Here is a 16,564-nt window from a genome sequence, read left to right as displayed (position 1 = left end):
TGTCCCGAGGGAACGCTTAATATGCCGCCCGGCGCAACTGATGGTGCGTGGTAGAGCAAATAAGTGTCTTCCAGGGACTCTTATCGTTGGAGTAACGTCGTATACACAGAAATAAGAGTCCCGAGGGAACTCTTAATGTGCCGCCCGGCGCACCTGATGGTGCGTGGGAGAGCAAATAAGTGTCTTCCAGAGACTCTTAACGTTGAAGTAACGTCGCTTATACAGAAATAAGAGTCCCGAGGGGACTCTTAATGTGCCGCCCGGCGCACCTGATGGAGCGCGAGGAGCAAATCTATCCTACCGGTTGTCGACTTTCTCCGGATACAGGTCGTGCTGCAGCAGACGCTGTTCCGCCATTTGCTCGAATTTCGTACCCGGCTTGCCGTAGTTGCAATACGGATCGATCGAGATGCCGCCGCGCGGCGTGAACTTGCCCCACACTTCGATGTAGCGGGGATCCATCAGCTCGATCAGATCATTCATGATGATGTTCATGCAGTCCTCGTGGAAATCGCCGTGGTTGCGGAAGCTGAACAGGTACAGCTTAAGAGACTTGCTCTCGACCATTTTCACATCGGGAATGTAGCTGATATAGATCGTCGCGAAGTCCGGCTGGCCCGTAATTGGGCATAGGCTCGTAAACTCCGGACAGTTGAATTTGACGAAATAGTCCCGGTAAGGGTGCTTGTTGTCGAACGTTTCGAGCACGCCGGGTGCGTATTCGAACGGGTACTTCGTGCCTTGATTGCCGAGGAGCGTCAGATCGCTCATATCCTCGTGTTGTCTTCCTGCCATTGTTGTATTCTCCTTTAGAGTTAGTTTTTTAGAGAGGGAGTTCGCGAACCTCTACCTTGTCCAGTCGGTCGGGCAAGGATTTCATGCGCCTTGAAGGCGAGCGTATCCATTATAGCAGGTTCGCGCAGAATGTGAGGCATATAAGCGCAGATTACAAATATTCTCATCCGGCGTTCTCATCTGGTGCGCCGCCATCTATTGCAGATTTGCATCAAAACGTTGCTGATTCTCTATTCAACGAATTTCATAATACCGCTAGACTGAATTTGGGCATGCGGAGGCCTCCGCCTAATCCAGTTCATCTAATGGAGGGATTTTCGTGAAATTCAAATTAAGGTTCAGGTTCAGAAAAACGTTATTCGTAGTTTTAGCTCTGCTATTCGTCGTTCAGCCAAGCGTGATGGCTGAAGGAAAGAAGGCATCGTCACCATCGCCATCGTCCACGATGAAAGTGACATTCTACAGCGAGTCTTTGCAGCAAAATATGCGCCTCAACGTCTATCTGCCGGCGAACTATGAGAAGAAAGATAAATATCCGGTGCTCTATCTCATTCACGCCTATCCGCATAACGAGGACTTCTGGTTCAACACGTTGAACGTAACCAGCAAAGCAGACGAGCTGATTGCCGCCGGCAAACTGGAACCTATGATTATCGTCGCACCGCAGATCGATAACAGCTGGGGCATTAACGCGGCGGAGAAGGCAGGCATCTGGTATGGCGACAAGACGGATCCGAAAGCATGGTACGAGGGCATGTACGAAGACTTTGTCGCGAAGGACGTCGTCACCTATATCGATGATCATTTCAAGTCGAACCGTTCACGCGACAGCCGTTATATTGGGGGAACGTCCATGGGCGGCTACGCGGCGCTCCATATCGGCCTGCGCAATACGAAGCTGTTCAGCAAAATCGGCGGCCATTCGCCGGCTGTATTCCTCAATGACATGTGGCAGCCGCTGCACGATTGGATGTATCCGACTGAGCAAGCCAGAAACGACAGAGACCCGATTCGCTTGGCCGCTAGCGAGAAGCTGAACAATGTGAGCCTCTATGTGGATCTGGGCGACCAGGACAACTTCAAGCCGGCTATTATGGCGCTGGACGAAGCATTCCGCAGCAACAAGACGGCAAGATCCTATCAGTTCCATATTACGCCGGGCGGCAAGCATGACGAGTCATACTGGACGACTCAGGTAAGCAATTACTTGCTCTTCTATGGAGGCAACGCAAAGCGGTAAACGGTAATGCTTCATAAATGATAGGAGAGTGAACGAAAGGTGTTGTTCCGCGGCTGGAGACGGCTGCGGGACGGCGCCTTTTTGACATGGCGAAACTATCTTCTTCTCTGTTTCCTGTATTTTACAAAATTTTCATGCCTATTTGACGAAATCATTACGATCATTCGGTACGATGGCTGGAGGGGTGGACGCGTTATTTGGAGTGGTAGGCTCGATATCGGAATGCTGCATAACCGATTCGTAAGGCGGCACAAATTTTCAGAGTATTCTTAACAATTTATTTACAATGTTTTGGAAGCTGGCCTATAGTGTACCTAACCTGCATGTCCGACCCTAAAGAAGCGAATAAGATGGATGGAGGGAACGGAAATGAGATGGATGAATCGGCTGCGGCCCGTAATCGCTTGCGTGCTCGCGGCTGCATTGCTGTGGACAGGCTCCATGCCTGGGGGACAAGCAAGCGCAGCGGATGGAGGTACGGCCATCACGGTACAAGAAGCGCTGAGCCGCAATAACGACGGCTCGGCCGCCAAGGTCCAAGGATATGTCATCGGGCAAGTGCCGAGCGGCGGTGCATTCTCCGCCTATACGCTGGACCCTGCGAAGTTCGCGCAGGATACGAATGTCATTATTGCCGACAACACGAGCGAGACCAATCCGGATAATATGCTGGTCGTGCAAATTCCGATCCAGTTCCGTGCAGAATTCGGCCCCAACACGAACAAGTCGTTATACCATACCCAGCTTATTATTGGGGGTACGCTTACAGCCTATTTCGGCAAAAAGGGGCTCAAAGACTCGTCTTCGTTCGAAAAGGTTCAGTCGGTTCCGTCTGCTCAGGCGGCAGCTGTAACCGCGAATCCGTCTAGCGGCGCCGTATCGGCGGGAACGCTGGTGGCGCTGTCTTCGCCGAGCGTGAGCGCGGCGGTCTATTCGCCAACCGTCAGCTCAGCGGTCTATTATACGCTGTCGAACAGCGTGGACAAGTCGTCATTCGTGCCTTACACGGGCCCAATCCCGATTACGGGCGAGACGACGATCAGCGCATATGCGGCACGGGACGGACTTCAGGACAGCGGAATTTCAACGTTCCGCTATACGCTGCTTGATGCCGTTGTTCTGTCCGACATTGCAACGGCCCGGGTTCAACCGGCGAACACGCCAGTTCGGATTCAGGGCATCGTGACGTACCGAGAGGAATCAGGCGGCTTCGCGAACTTGTATGTTCAGGATGCGACCGGCGGCATCGTCGTACGCGGCTCGGGCGTAACCGCCGATGTCGGCGATGAGATCGAAGCGTTCGGTCCGATTACGCTTTACAACGGGCTGGTCCAGATCGAGAAGGACAAGGCTGGCTTCACCGGCGGAACGATCACAGTTGTGCGCAGCGGCGTGGCGCTCCCTGCACCGACCGTGCTGACGGGAAGCGACTTTGCTCCCGCGGCAGGCGGCGGCAAAGGCGAAGGCGGACGATACGAAGGCATGCTCGTATCCGTACGCAACGTAGCGGTAACGCGAGGCAGCGGCACAACGTGGTATGCGTCGGATGCGCAAGGGAAGGAGCTTACGATTTATGCGAAAAATGCTCTGTCCTCCTTCGCCCTGGGCACCGCTTACGAGCAGTTGACAGGCGTTCTTACGTATCATACGAGCTACGGGCTCGAGCTGCTGCCGCGCAGCGCCGCGGATGCCGTGCGCGAACTGCTGTCCGTGCAAGCGAGCGTGCCGTCCGGCGGCATCGTGCGCGGAGGCTCGGTCGGGCTGAGCACGCCGCAGACTGGCGCAGCCATTCATTACACGATAGACGGGACGACGCCGACCGTGGCATCGACCGTATATGGCGCGCCGATCGTCATCAACGTGAACACGACGATCCAAGCCATCGCGGTGTTAGGCGATAAAGTCAGCCCGGTATACACGTTCACCTATACACCGGTCGACCAGCTAGACGGTCTTCGCATCCATGATATTCAAGGCGCGGGACACCGCTCGCCGTACAGCGGACTGCCCTTGACGGGTGTCGAAGGCATCGTGACGACGGTCGTTAACACGAACAGCTTCTACCTGCAGGAGCTGCCGGGGCAAGAGGACGCAAGCAACGCGACGTCCGAGGCCATTCGCGTCTATCGTCCGTCGAGCGGGGTGAGCGTGGGCGACCGTGTGACGGTGTCGGGAACGGTTAACGAGTACGCACCGGACGCTTCGCAGCTGACGGCGACGGAAATAATGGCGAGCGCCGTCACGGTCGTCTCGTCCGGAAATCCGCTTCCAGCGCCGGTCAAGCTGGGCAAGGGCGGACGCATCATCCCGTCTGCGATCGACAGCGACGGTCTGTCGGCGTTCAACCCGGAGACGGATGCGATCGATTTCGACGAAAGCTTGGAATGGATGCGCGTCCAGCTCGATAACGCGACGATTACGGGACCGTATGCAAGCGACACGGGCGTATCGGTTATCGTCGGCAACGACCCGGCGAATCCGCTGCGCACGCCGGCTGGCGGCGTTATTTTGAAGCAGGACGGGCCTGACTACGAGAGCGCACTGAACCCTCAGCGGATGTTCGTCAGTACGAATCCGACTCAGCCGGTTAAGACGGGCGACTCGTTCTCGGGTCCGATCATCGGTGTTATGACGTATTCGGGCGGCAGCTTTAAGGTTGTTCCATCCGTCGCGGTGCCGGCTGTCGTCGACGGAGGGCTTCGTCCAGCAGCGGCGACGCTTCCGCAAGACGCGGACAAATTGACGGTCGCGACGTTCAACGTCGAAAATTTTGCGGCAAGCAGTCCTGCCCGCGCAAGTCAGATTGCAGCCATCGTGACGGACAAGCTGCATAGTCCGGATATCGTAGCGCTCATGGAAATTCAGGACAACAACGGAGCGGCGAATGACGGCACAGTCGATGCAGGCGCAAGCTTCCAAGCTTTGATTGACGCCATTGCCGCGAAGGGCGGTCCGGCCTATTCGTACACGGACATTGCGCCGGTTAATAATATGGACGGCGGTGAGGGCGGCGGCAACATTCGCGTCGGCTTCTTGTATCAAGCCAACCGCGTAACGCTGAAGAGCGGCAAGCCGAAAGGCGATGCGGTAACGCCGGTCGCGGTCGGGCAAGACGGCAGCCTGTCGCTCAATCCGGGACGGATCGATCCGGGCAATGATGCGTTCACCGCTTCCCGCAAGCCTCTGGCGGCGGAGTTCGAATTCCGGGGCGAGCGCGTGGTTGCGATTGCGAACCACTTCAACTCCAAGGGCGGCGATCAGAAGCCATTCGGCGCAGTGCAGCCGGCGGTACGCAGCACGGAGGCGCAGCGCGCGAAGCAAGCGGCTGTCGTGAACGGCTTCGTGAAGCAACTGCAAGACCGCGATCCAAGCGTGAACGTCGTCGTGCTCGGCGACTTGAACGATTTTCAATTCTCGCGCACGCTCGATATCGTGAAGGGCGGGGGCAAACAGCTGACGAATCTCGTGGACAAGCTGCCGGAGAATGAGCGCTATTCGTACATTTATGAAGGCAATTCGCAGACGCTGGATCACATTCTCGTTAACCCGGCGCTTGCGGACTTTGCGCAGCTTGAGATCGTGCACGTCAACGCCGACTTCGAAGAGGCGGACGGCCGCGTCAGCGACCACGATCCGCTGCTTGCGCAGCTGGACGTGCAGGGACGCAGCAAGAACCGGTTTGACCTGCGTGTTCTGCATACGAACGACACGCATGCGCATTTGGACAACATCGCACGCCGCGTTACGGCGATCAAGCAGGCACGTACGGCGAACAGCCTGCTGCTCGACGCGGGCGACGTGTTCTCGGGGACGCTGTATTTTAACCAGTACAACGGGTTGGCGGATCTGTGGTTCATGAACAAAGTCGGCTATGACGCGATGACGTTCGGTAACCACGAGTTCGATAAAGGGCCGGCAACGCTGAAGACGTTCGTGCAAGGGGCTCAATTCCCGTTCGTGAGCGCGAACATCGATTATGGTACCGATCCAGACTTAAGCCCGCTGTTCAGTGGAACTGTTGGCACATCTGCCGGCAGCGGTCATATTTACCCATCCATCATAAAAGAAGTGAATGGCGAGAAGATCGGCATCTTCGGCTTGACGACACCGGACACAGCAGCGTTGTCTTCGCCGGGAGATAAGATTGCATTCCAGTACGCCAAATCAAGCGCAGAGGCTGCGGTCGCAGCGCTCAAGGCGAAGGGCGTCAATAAAATTATCGCGCTGTCCCATATCGGATTCAGCGAAGATGAGAAGCTAGCGGACGAAGTGGACGGTATCGACATCATCGTCGGCGGCCACTCGCACACGAAGCTGCCGGCACCGGTCGTTCATCACGCCGACCGTGAGCCGACGATTATCGTTCAGACCGGCGAATATGCAGCGAATCTAGGCCTGCTTGACGCGACGTTCGATGCGAACGGCGTGCTGACGGCATGGAATGGCAAACTGATCGAAATCGACGCGAAGGATACGGCAGGAAATTACGTTATTGCAGCGGATGCGGAGGCTGCTGCCAAGCTGGCGGAGTATGCCGCTCCGCTCGAACAGTTGAAGAAGACGGTCATCGGGAAAACGGTGACGGTGCTCGACGGCGAACGAGGCAACGTGCGCAAGAAGGAGACGAACTTGGGCGACTTGATGGCGGACGGCATGCTGGCGAAGGTGAAGAGCCTCGTGCCTCAGGCTGCGGACGTGCAAGGCTATGTCACTATCCAAAATGGCGGCGGCATCCGCGCATCTATTGACGCTGGCGACATTACGCTTGGCGAATTGCTGACGGTCATGCCGTTCGGCAACAATCTGACCGCGCTCAAAATGACTGGCGCCGAAATCGCCGCCGCGCTCGAGAACGGCGTTAGCGGAGTACAGACGGGCGAAGGCCGGTTCCCGCAAGTGGCGGGAATGCGCTTCTACTACGACTCGACGAAGCAAGGCGAAGTCGTCGATTCGGTCACGGGCCAGACGGTTAAGACGGGTCAGCGGATTACGAAAGTGCAAATCAAGAATGCGGACGGCACTTATTCGGATATGAAGCCGGACGCGTATTATATCGTGGCGACGAATTCGTTCATGGCGGACGGCGGCGATTTCTACCGCTCGATGAAGCAAGCGAAGACGGCGGGCCGTCTATATGAATTGAACCTCGTCGATTATGAAGTGTTCCGTGAATATCTGGACACGATCGGCGAAGTAAACCGTTCGACGGAAGGACGCATTACGGATGTGAGCGCCAACACGAATCCGAACCCAGGCAGCAATCCGGGGACGGGCAGCGGCAGCGGCGGAACATCGGCGCCAGGGACGGAAAAGCCGGCAACGGACAAACCGGCGACAGGTAAGGGAGGAGGTTCGGGCACGAACGAAGGAACGGGCTCGGGAGACGGCTCCGCACCTGCCGCGTCGTTCAGCGACGTTCCGGCGGATTACTGGGCAGCGAAGACGATATCGCGAGCGATTAAGCTCGGCATCGTGACCGGCTATCCGGACGATACGTTCCGTCCGGGCGGTACGGCGACGCGCGCCGAATTCGCCGCGATGCTCAGCCGCGCGCTCGGTTTGCCGGCAGCTGCAGGCGAACCGAAATTAGCGGATTGGAGCCGCATTCCGGCGTGGGCAAGACCGTTCGTCGCGCAAGCGGTGGAAGCGGGCATCGTGAACGGGTATGCGGACGGCACGTTCCGTCCGTCTGACAAAATTACTCGTACAGAAATGGCCGTCATGCTCGTTCGGGCGTTGAACTTGAAGGTTGGCGGCGGCAAGGCAAGCGACCTGCCGTTCGAAGACGCAAGCGACATCCCGGCATGGGCTGCACCGTATATCGCGGCTGCTTATGATGCGGGGCTTATCCAAGGAGCGGACGGCAAATTCAAACCGAATGCCGAAGCAACGCGCGCCGAAGTCGTGACGATGCTGCTGGCCGTTATCGATTATATGGGTAAATAATCAGTATATTAGAACAGACAAACAGCCCGACAGGCGATATGCCTTGATGGGCTGTTTGGTCTGTCTATTGAGATCGAGAACAGACTAGATACAGGTTATGTCGTATGAACGACCGGTGTACGTTCCTCTTGCTGCGCCGGCTTCAACTCGTTGCGTGCGCTTCCGACGGTAAGAGCGATGAGCATCCCGGCCGCCATGACGATTAAAGACAATACAAAGCCGTGATTGATAGCGTTCCCGATGCTGTCTCTCATAAAGGCGAGCAAATCGGCCGGCATCTGGGAGGCGCCGCGAAGGACCGTCTCCGGATTGGCGAGCGTGGCAGCTTGGTCGCCTTGAATATTGAATTTGGAGATGGCTTCATGCGAAGCATCCTTGAGCCTCGAGTTGACGAGCACGGCCATAATCGAAGCGCCCATGACGCCTCCGATGTTCCGCCAGAAGCCGACGACGGAGGATGAAATGCCGATATATTTCTGCTCGACGGCGAGTGCGACGGCGTTCTGAGCGATGCTCATGAGCGGTCCGACGACACCGAGGCCAAGCAAAATCATAATGCCGATAACCTGCCAATACGGCATATCAGGCGACAGATTCATTAGCAAGATGGAAGCGGCGACGCCAAGCGTCATGTTGACGAACATGATGGTGCGGAAGCGGAATTTTGCGGACAAGAAGCCTGCGAGAATGGCGCCTGCGATCAGCGAAGCCATCATTGGCGTCAATACGCCGTTGGAGTTCGCTTTACCTAGAACGCTGGTCGCATACAGCGGCAGATACGTGATCGCAGAGAACATAATGAAGCCTTGGCAGAAGCAGAGCAGGCTCGTGGCGAGCACTTGCCGGCTTCGGAATATCGTCAGCGGCAGCATCGGTTCTTCTGCTCTGGATTCTACCCGCAGGAACACGGCCGCACCGATCCCTCCTAGAACGAACAGGCCGATGATGGGGGCAGAGCTCCAAGCGTAGTCTTTGCCGCCGAGCTCCAGTCCGAGCAGGATAGAGACGGTCGAGACGATGAGCAGCAATGCGCCGAGGTAATCGATTTTGGGCTTGCGCTCGGCCTTAGACTCTCGTAAAGCGAAGATCAACACCAGCATCGAGGCGATGCCGATCGGCAAATTGACATAGAAGCACCACCGCCAGCTGAAATGCTCCGACAGAAGCGTGCCGAGCTGCGGACCGGCGACGGAAGACAGGCCGAACACAGCGCCCATGACGCCGGACATTTTGGCCGCTTGCTTAGGATCGCCGAACAAGGTGAAGATGATGGAGAACGAGATTGGGAACACCGAGCCGGAGCCGATGCCTTGAATGACGCGGAACCAGATGAGCTGTTCGATCGTTTGCGCCATGCCGCATAAGGCGGATCCGATGAGGAATAAGGCAATGCCGATGAGATAAAATCTTTTGCGTCCGAACAGGTCAGACAGCTTGCCGAAAATGAGCATCGTGCTGGTGGAAGCGAGCATGTAGGCGGTGAACACCCACGAAATTTGTTCGAAGCCTCCGATGTCGGCAATCACTCGATTGACGCTGGCGGAAACGATCGTATTGTCGAGCGAAGCCATCAATAAGCCCAGAGCCATGGACAGGACGATCAGTCCTACATTGGCGGGTTTCGTAGACATGATAACGGTTCAACTCCTTCTTTGTTTGGCAAGCGCGGGCGGGGGTTATTCGGTTGTGTCTGTAATTCTTCGCAGCGCGTCCTTCAGCGTTCTCGTCTTGGCTGCGTTCAATTCGTATCCGATGTCCAGGCAGATCGTTCTTGCGGGCGACATATCTTCCGTAACTAGCTGCCGCATTTGTTGAAGGTGCGAGCCGCCTTCCTCTGTTTTACGAATTTCGTCGCGAATCCAATCGGCCTGCGTATCGGTGTCCAGAAACTCGCTGAAAAACATCCGTACGAGAAAGTCCGAGCGGAATACGTCCCTCTCGATCGGCGATTCCAGGAACGATTGGAATTGCGCCCGTCCGGAATCGGTGAGCGAGTAGACGTTCTTGTTCGGCCGCCCTTCTTGAATGACGCTCTCTTTCATGATGTGCCCTTGCGCCTCAAGCTTCGCGAGCGTGGGATAAATCGTGCCGAAGCTCGCATCGAAGAAGAACGACAGCGGCATTTCGAACTTTTGCTTAATTTCGTAGCCGGATAAGGGTTGGCGGGCCAATAGCCCCAGTATAACGTCTTGACTGTTCATTGTGATTCGTCCTCCATGTCTGGAACGATTTGTGAATTTAATATATCATACCGATATATATCGGGTCAATATATGTTGATTCAATATAATCGTGGTGAATGTGACTGTTCCTTCTTAGGCAGTCCTATCGAATGGAATGAAATTGCGGTTATCGCGTAACGGGAAGTTATTTTATACAATAGTGAAAAGCACCGTATCGATCGGCGGATTAATTTCGTTATACAGGGGGAGAGGTCAATGAAGCGGAGCAGGAGGTGCGGTATGAATAAAGCGGCCGTGCACACGGCTGACCAGCAGGAGAGAGGCTGGGAGCAGACAATATCGCAGTATGCGGCGCATGACCGGCAATTGCTCCGGTTCTGCCGCAAGCTGACGGGATCGGCATGGGATGCCGAAGATTTGGCGCAGACGACCTGGACGAAAGTGTGGATGACGCAGTTGAAGCGGGTGAACGGCGATGGCAAAGAGTCAGATGCGAGGGCAGGATCGGAAGCAGTTCTAAGAGGTAAATGGGATGCTCCCGTCACTAGCTCGTATTTATACCGGATTGCGGCGAATGCTTGGACGGATTATTGCCGGAGAAGGAAGGCGCAGCATCAGGACCGGACGGAGCGAATCGATGAGCTGGCGGAGAGAATCGGGGCGGATGCCCCGCCAGTGAGCGCCGATACGCTGCAGGATGCAATGGAGCGGCTCGTCGTGCTGCTCCCGCCTAGGCAGCGGATTATCGTGATGCTGGTCGACGCGATGCGGTTCACTTCGTCCGAAGCGGCTGCACTGCTGGCCATGACGGAAGGGGCAGTGAAGGCTGCCCTGCATCGTGCGCGTGAGACGCTTTCGCGGGCGAGGGCGGAGGGCGATCCGGCTCGCGCTGGGCGCCGTCTGCCGTTTGGCGGCAAGGGAGCGGGCGGCAGAAGAACCGCTGATGAAGCGGTCGTCTATGCATACTTGGAAGCCTTCCGCACCCGGAACGTGCAAGGCCTGCTGCAGCTGCTCAACGCTGAGACTGCATCAGATGTGCTGCCTGCCGTGCAGGGTATTGCGCTTGCGCCGATTCGCGCGAACGATGCCGTCCGCGCTGTTCATGGTTCAGCGGCGATGCCTGGAGGCAGTTGCTTTGCTCTTGCAGCGGCGTAACTCGCCTAATCGCTCATGCATGGGCTCGCAGGCCGCGTGAGTCTGGCGTGACACAAAAAGTGATGCACCAGGCGACGTGAGCGTGCAAATCATCTCGTATGACACTGTCATCGCCTTCATGCCTCTCCCCAATTCTAACCTTTGAGGTGAAGGCAATGACTAGCTATGTACCTTATGTGGTAGAACAATCGAGCCGCGGAGAGCGGTCGTACGATATTTATTCACGTCTGTTGAAGGACCGGATTGTGTTTCTCGGGTCGGCGATCGACGATCAGGTCGCCAATTCCATTACGGCGCAGCTGCTGTACCTGGCCGCTGAGGAGCCGGAGAAGGATATTTACTTCTACATCAACAGTCCGGGGGGATCGACGTCGGCCGGATTCGCCATATACGATACGATGCAATACGTGAAGCCGGACGTGCATACGATTTGTGCCGGAATGGCAGCTTCGTTCGCAGCGATTCTGTTGTTGTCGGGGACGAAAGGCAAGAGATTTGCGCTTCCGAACAGCGAGGTGATGATTCACCAGCCGCATGGCGGTGCGCAAGGACAGGCGAGCGACATCGCGATTTCCGCCCGCCGGATCATTGCGACGCGCGAGAAGCTGAACCGTATAACCGCCGACCGAACAGGCCAGCCTATTGAGAGGGTCGAGAGGGACATGGACCGCGACTATTTTATGACGGCGGAAGAGGCGCTTGATTACGGGATTATCGACCAGATTATAAACAAGCCGGTAGGCATTTAGAACATTAGGTGGAAGGTATCAACTGCCGATTAGTCAACAAAAGGGCTGTTCCTTACGCCGTGCGGCGTAAAGAACAGCCCTTGCTTCATTGCTCGTGCTGCTATCGTGGTCGCGGATTACATCGCCAGAAGTCCCGCTTGGTTGAGCAGATTCCAAGGCTTGTTGTAGTGCGGCTGGAAGAAGAAGTCGACGAAGCTCAGCTCGTTCATCGTCATCCCGTTCTGGATGCAGACCGACATGGTGTTGATCGCCTGCGTGAGATCATCCTTCGACAGCACCTGCGCGCCGACGATTCGGCCAGTCTCCGCTTCATAGACGACCTTCAGCAGCACTTTCTCATACGTCGGCATAAACTCCGGCCGGTCGTTGTCTTCTAATGTGACAGTTTTCACATTCATGCCCGCGTCGAGAGCGGCCTGTTCGGTCATACCGGTCGATGCGATGTTGAGATCGTAAATTTTGATGCCCGACGTGCCTTGCGTACCCATGTAACGGACGGTCGGTTTCAGCAGGTTGCGTGCGACAAGCGTACCCATCCTAACTGCGTTCGTAGCGAGCGGGATATAGGCGTGACGATGGGTCGGGTTGTAAAATACGGCGCAGCTGTCGCCGGCGGCGAATACGTCAGGATGGCTTGTGCGCATGTACTCGTCAACGATGATGGCGCCGTTCGGCAGCATGTCGACCTGGCCTTTCAGCAATTCGGTATTCGGCCGGAAGCCGATGCACAGGACGACTAGATCGGTCTCGTATTCGCCTGCTGTCGTGACGACTTCGGCAACGCGTCCATCTACGCCGCGGAAGCCGGTAACGGTCTGGCCGAGCTGAAGCTCGATGCCTTTGTCGCGGAGCACCGTCTCCGTTGCATCCGTAAATTCGCGGTCGAGATATTTGAACAGGATGCGGTCCATGTTATCAATCAGTGTGACTTGCTTGCCGAGCAACTCGAACGCTTCGACCAGTTCGATGCCGATGTAGCCTGCGCCGATGACCGTAATTCGGTCTGCATGCTTCGCTTTCTCGATAATCGTCTGCGCATGGCCGTAGTTTTTGCAGAGGAGGATGTTGTCGAGCTGCATACCGTCGAGCTTCGGAACGATCGGCCACGAGCCGGTCGTCATGACGACTTTATCAAACGTATCGGTCAATTCTTCGCCTGTCGTTAAATTCAGAGCGCGGATCGTCTTCGCTTCAGTATCGACTTTGAGCACGTCGTGGCACATGTTCATCTTGACGCCCATTGCCGCAAGCTGTTGAGGCGAAGCGTAGAACAGCTTCTCGACGTCCTGTACGACGCCGCCGACATGAAGCGCGATGCCGCACGACAGGAACGATACGTTATTATTCCGTTCGTAAACCGTGATTTGAGCTTCCGGATAAAGCTTGGCCATTTGAGTCACTGCGGCTGTTCCTGCGTGCGTGCATCCGATAACGGCGATCTTCATTGTTGTTTCCTCCTCGATTATAACTGTGAAATTATTCACAACCTAGCTTACAGTAAATGAAATGCACGCCATCTTGTCTGGACCGTTCAGCCTTCTAGAGGGCGAGGACGGGTGTGCGTTTGATGTTGTGATTTATTTCACAATTCCTTTGTTGCTCTTATCATATGCCAAGCGATGTCAGTTTGACAAGGGGTTGTGATTAATTTCACATTTCGTTCACGACTTAGGCGATAGGGGCGGAATATGTACCGCGCGGCGACTGCAGCTCAAGGAAAACCAACCGTTCATGAACGGTTCCGCGCTTGAGCGCTTTTTGAGCGAGCGGTAGGAGAGTTGATTTTCCACGTTGAATATATAGAGATATTTAATAGGGGTGATCGGGTGTTATTTCATTTCAGCGAGGACGACAGTATCAAACGGTTTGTACCGAAAGAGAAACACAACCGTCAGGATTTCCCTGCGGTTGTGTGGGCGATAGATGAAGAGCATGAGTTTACCTACTACTTCCCAAGAGATTGTCCCCGCATCGTGTGCAGGAGAGACGAGGCAACGGCTGATCGGCATTTGGAACTCTTTTTTAACCATACAACTGCCGATACGATCGTCACGGTTGAAAGCGATTGGTATACAAGAATTTCACAGCAGACGATTTATCGATATAACTTTGATAGTGAGGGATTTGAGCTTTTTGACAAGACTGCCGGCTACTATATCTCACATCGCGTCGTGGAGCCGAAGGCGGTTGATACATACGGGAATTTGATAGAGAGATTAATCGGCAGAGGTGTGGAATTAAGATTCACAACGAATCTGTATCCGCTTAGAGAAGCAATATTAGCATCCGGTTTCAAAGGATTCGGCATCCATCGATTTAATAATGCGAAGAGGCTGTAACCGCATATGTGTCCAATAAAAAATAAAACCGTCCAGAGCGATTGCTCCGGACGGTTTTTTAGCTATGCAAGGCCGCTATCCCTTAAAGCTGTCCTGCCAGCGCAGCAGGCGCTGCTCCAGCACGCGGACGATCGAGTCGGAAAGCTTGCCGACGATCGCGAAGATCGTAATGCCGACGAAGACGACGTCGGTCTGCACGAATGAGCGCGCATCCTGAATCATGTAGCCGACGCCGCTCTCCGCACCGAGCAGCTCGGCAACGACCAAGCAGAGCCAAGAGGTGCTGAGCGATAGCCGTATGCCAAGCAATACGTTCGGCAGAGAGGCAGGCAGGACGAGGCGGGCCAGCTGGCGCAGCTGGCTGAATTCGAGCACGCGAGCGACCTCGAACAGCTTCCGGTCCACGTTGCGGACGCCAAGGAACGTATTGACGTAGAGCGGGAAGAACGCGCCGAGCGAGATGAGCAGCACTTTGGACAACTCGCCGAAGCCGAACCACATAATGAACAGCGGCGTAATCGCAAGCAACGGGACGGTTCGAAGCATTTGGACCGTCGGATTGACATGCTCCTCGAACCGCTTGGACATGCCGACGAACAAGCCGGTCAGCAGGCCGAGGCTGCCGCCGAGCAGGAAGCCGAACGCTGCACGAACGACGCTGATGCGCAGATGATGCGGCAGCTCGCCCGTACGAGTCAAATCGATATATTCGTTAAATATGTTCCAAGGGGAGGAGTACAGTGTTTCGGAAATCGATCCAGTCGAGCTGAGCGTCTGCCACAAGGCGATGATCAACGCGGGGATGATAATTCCTCTTCGCAGCGGCCGCCAAGACCGGGGGCGCTTGCGTTTATGTACTTGCGGACGAACGGCCTGTTCGCTGTGCGCCGCAATGGTAGTTGTCGTCATGGTGGACCAGTCCTTTCGTATTCCAGCCCTGTGTGAGGGAAGGATTAGATCGTGTAGCTCGGTTCTTCACTTTCGTGGTGCTCCAGGCTCCGCAGCAGATGGGTGCGGATGTCTTGAAAAGCGGTCCCGGTCCGTCTGCGCGGATAAGGTAGATCGACCGGAATTACCGCTTTAATTCTGCCGGGCCTTGCATCCATCACGATGACACGGTTGGACAAGAACACAGCTTCGTCGATATCGTGCGTGACGAGCACCATCGTCGTCCGGTTCGTCTGCCAGATGTCGAGCAGCGCGTCCTGCAGATGGGCACGGGTGAAAGCATCAAGCGCGCCGAAAGGCTCGTCAAGCAGCAGCACCTTCGGATTCCGGAGCAGCGCACGCGCAATGGCGACCCGCTGGGACATGCCGCCGGACAGCTGGCGCGGATAGGCTTTCTCGAAGCCTTCCAGCTTGACGAGCCGGATCAGTTCGTCGACGCGCTTCCGCACTTCCGGCTTGCGAAGCGGCAGATCGGCGGCGATGTTGCCTTCCACGTTCAGCCACGGAAACAAGCGGTGCTCTTGAAAAATAAAGCCTTTATCCTGAGAAGGCCGTTCGACCTTCTTGCCTTCGATATTGACGGCTCCCGTGTAGTCGGTGTCGAGGCCGGCGATAAGTTTGAGGAGCGTGCTTTTGCCGCAGCCGCTCGGTCCGATGACGGTTACGAAGTCGCCCTCGTTCACGGTTAAGTTCAGTCTGCTTAATACATGGGTCGAGCTCGTCTCGTTATGGAACGTCTTACTGACGTCCGTTATGCTCAAGATTGCTGACATAGGCTGCACATCCTTCTCTTTTTTATATTCCCAACAAAAAAGAGACTCGAGGCAGCGGCAATCCGAAGGGAAGACGATCTTCTCCAACAGTTCCGTGCGTCGAATCTCCAGTGGTCTGGTTGATTCTATATAGCCGGGTGCGGTTACGGATGCCCCGGTTGATGTGGTTAATGTTAACACCGCCATTTCGCGGCTGTCAATAACATATTATTCCGACAAGAAAACTTTGTATTAAAAACGTGAACAATACAGCTCATGGGACCCATCTGACGGAATATAGCGGGATTTTTTTATATAACTATTAGATGTAGCGGAGCTTCAAGCACCGTGGCTGGTCCGAAAAATCGGGAAAATAAGGGTTGACAATCCGATTCGCGGATTGCTAAGATTTAGCCACAAGGTTGCCGACACGGTTAAGGCCGCAGGGCAGCAAGCG

General features: G+C 55.5%; 11 protein-coding genes and 1 riboswitch. Of the genes, 5 read left to right on the top strand and 6 right to left on the bottom strand.

Features of this window, described 5'->3' with window-relative positions:
- Window positions 1-297: 297 nt before the first annotated feature.
- Window positions 298-795: a preQ(1) synthase gene (queF, locus tag PKO01S_RS17440; protein ID WP_127532713.1), complete on the bottom strand. Its 498-nt coding sequence runs from the start codon at window positions 793-795 to the stop codon at window positions 298-300.
- Between the two features lie 14 nt (window positions 796-809).
- Window positions 810-853: riboswitch (PreQ1 riboswitch) on the bottom strand.
- 261 nt (window positions 854-1,114) lie between these two features.
- On the opposite strand from queF, the gene PKO01S_RS17435 reads away from it, so the two are divergent.
- Together PKO01S_RS17435 and PKO01S_RS17430 are read left to right on the top strand one after the other, a co-directional pair.
- On the top strand, window positions 1,115-2,035 hold the full coding sequence (locus PKO01S_RS17435) for an alpha/beta hydrolase (RefSeq protein ID WP_127532712.1): 921 nt from the start codon (window positions 1,115-1,117) through the stop codon (window positions 2,033-2,035).
- 369 nt (window positions 2,036-2,404) lie between these two features.
- A complete protein-coding gene (locus PKO01S_RS17430; protein ID WP_164779650.1) occupies window positions 2,405-7,981 on the top strand; it encodes an S-layer homology domain-containing protein in 5,577 nt (1,858 codons plus the stop codon).
- Between the two features lie 95 nt (window positions 7,982-8,076).
- Here PKO01S_RS17430 and PKO01S_RS17425 read toward each other — a convergent pair whose 3' ends face one another.
- Both PKO01S_RS17425 and PKO01S_RS17420 read right to left on the bottom strand, forming a co-directional pair.
- The gene (locus tag PKO01S_RS17425) at window positions 8,077-9,612 is read right to left on the bottom strand and encodes an MDR family MFS transporter (protein WP_127532710.1); all 1,536 of its coding nucleotides are present in this window, start codon (window positions 9,610-9,612) and stop codon (window positions 8,077-8,079) included.
- Window positions 9,613-9,657: 45 nt separating this feature from the next.
- Window positions 9,658-10,182, bottom strand: a complete 525-nt coding sequence (locus PKO01S_RS17420; protein ID WP_127532709.1) for a PadR family transcriptional regulator — start codon at window positions 10,180-10,182, stop codon at window positions 9,658-9,660.
- Between the two features lie 261 nt (window positions 10,183-10,443).
- On the opposite strand from PKO01S_RS17420, the gene PKO01S_RS17415 reads away from it, so the two are divergent.
- Together PKO01S_RS17415 and clpP are read left to right on the top strand one after the other, a co-directional pair.
- Window positions 10,444-11,319: an RNA polymerase sigma factor gene (locus tag PKO01S_RS17415; RefSeq protein ID WP_164779649.1), complete on the top strand. Its 876-nt coding sequence runs from the start codon at window positions 10,444-10,446 to the stop codon at window positions 11,317-11,319.
- 155 nt (window positions 11,320-11,474) lie between these two features.
- The gene (gene clpP / locus PKO01S_RS17410) at window positions 11,475-12,068 is read left to right on the top strand and encodes an ATP-dependent Clp endopeptidase proteolytic subunit ClpP (RefSeq protein WP_127532707.1); all 594 of its coding nucleotides are present in this window, start codon (window positions 11,475-11,477) and stop codon (window positions 12,066-12,068) included.
- 116 nt (window positions 12,069-12,184) lie between these two features.
- Here clpP and PKO01S_RS17405 read toward each other — a convergent pair whose 3' ends face one another.
- On the bottom strand, window positions 12,185-13,513 hold the full coding sequence (locus PKO01S_RS17405) for an FAD-dependent oxidoreductase (RefSeq protein WP_127532706.1): 1,329 nt from the start codon (window positions 13,511-13,513) through the stop codon (window positions 12,185-12,187).
- 381 nt (window positions 13,514-13,894) lie between these two features.
- Here PKO01S_RS17405 and PKO01S_RS17400 point away from each other — a divergent pair, with 381 nt between their 5' ends.
- Entirely contained in the window at window positions 13,895-14,407 is a 513-nt protein-coding gene (locus tag PKO01S_RS17400) for a DUF6886 family protein (protein WP_127532705.1), read from the top strand.
- Window positions 14,408-14,482: 75 nt separating this feature from the next.
- Here PKO01S_RS17400 and PKO01S_RS17395 read toward each other — a convergent pair whose 3' ends face one another.
- Complete coding sequence (locus PKO01S_RS17395) at window positions 14,483-15,316, bottom strand: ABC transporter permease (RefSeq protein WP_127532704.1); 834 nt, start codon at window positions 15,314-15,316, stop codon at window positions 14,483-14,485.
- 44 nt (window positions 15,317-15,360) lie between these two features.
- A complete protein-coding gene (locus PKO01S_RS17390; protein WP_127532703.1) occupies window positions 15,361-16,128 on the bottom strand; it encodes an ABC transporter ATP-binding protein in 768 nt (255 codons plus the stop codon).
- Window positions 16,129-16,564 lie beyond the last annotated feature (436 nt).

This window comes from Paenibacillus kobensis NBRC 15729, assembly GCF_004000825.1.
Classification (GTDB): domain Bacteria; phylum Bacillota; class Bacilli; order Paenibacillales; family Paenibacillaceae; genus Paenibacillus_T; species Paenibacillus_T kobensis.
This window is presented reverse-complemented; position numbering and strand designations above follow the sequence as displayed.

What these genes read in the sequence shown, in the direction of transcription:
- queF (WP_127532713.1), bottom strand. Translation starts at nt 795, where the DNA reads ATGGCAGGAAGACAACACGAGGATATGAGCGATCTGACGCTCCTCGGC.
- PKO01S_RS17430 (WP_164779650.1), top strand. Translation starts at nt 2,405, where the DNA reads ATGAGATGGATGAATCGGCTGCGGCCCGTAATCGCTTGCGTGCTCGCG.
- PKO01S_RS17425 (WP_127532710.1), bottom strand. Translation starts at nt 9,612, where the DNA reads ATGTCTACGAAACCCGCCAATGTAGGACTGATCGTCCTGTCCATGGCT.
- PKO01S_RS17420 (WP_127532709.1), bottom strand. Translation starts at nt 10,182, where the DNA reads ATGAACAGTCAAGACGTTATACTGGGGCTATTGGCCCGCCAACCCTTA.
- PKO01S_RS17415 (WP_164779649.1), top strand. Translation starts at nt 10,444, where the DNA reads ATGAATAAAGCGGCCGTGCACACGGCTGACCAGCAGGAGAGAGGCTGG.
- clpP (WP_127532707.1), top strand. Translation starts at nt 11,475, where the DNA reads ATGACTAGCTATGTACCTTATGTGGTAGAACAATCGAGCCGCGGAGAG.
- PKO01S_RS17405 (WP_127532706.1), bottom strand. Translation starts at nt 13,513, where the DNA reads ATGAAGATCGCCGTTATCGGATGCACGCACGCAGGAACAGCCGCAGTG.
- PKO01S_RS17395 (WP_127532704.1), bottom strand. Translation starts at nt 15,316, where the DNA reads ATGACGACAACTACCATTGCGGCGCACAGCGAACAGGCCGTTCGTCCG.
- PKO01S_RS17390 (WP_127532703.1), bottom strand. Translation starts at nt 16,128, where the DNA reads ATGTCAGCAATCTTGAGCATAACGGACGTCAGTAAGACGTTCCATAAC.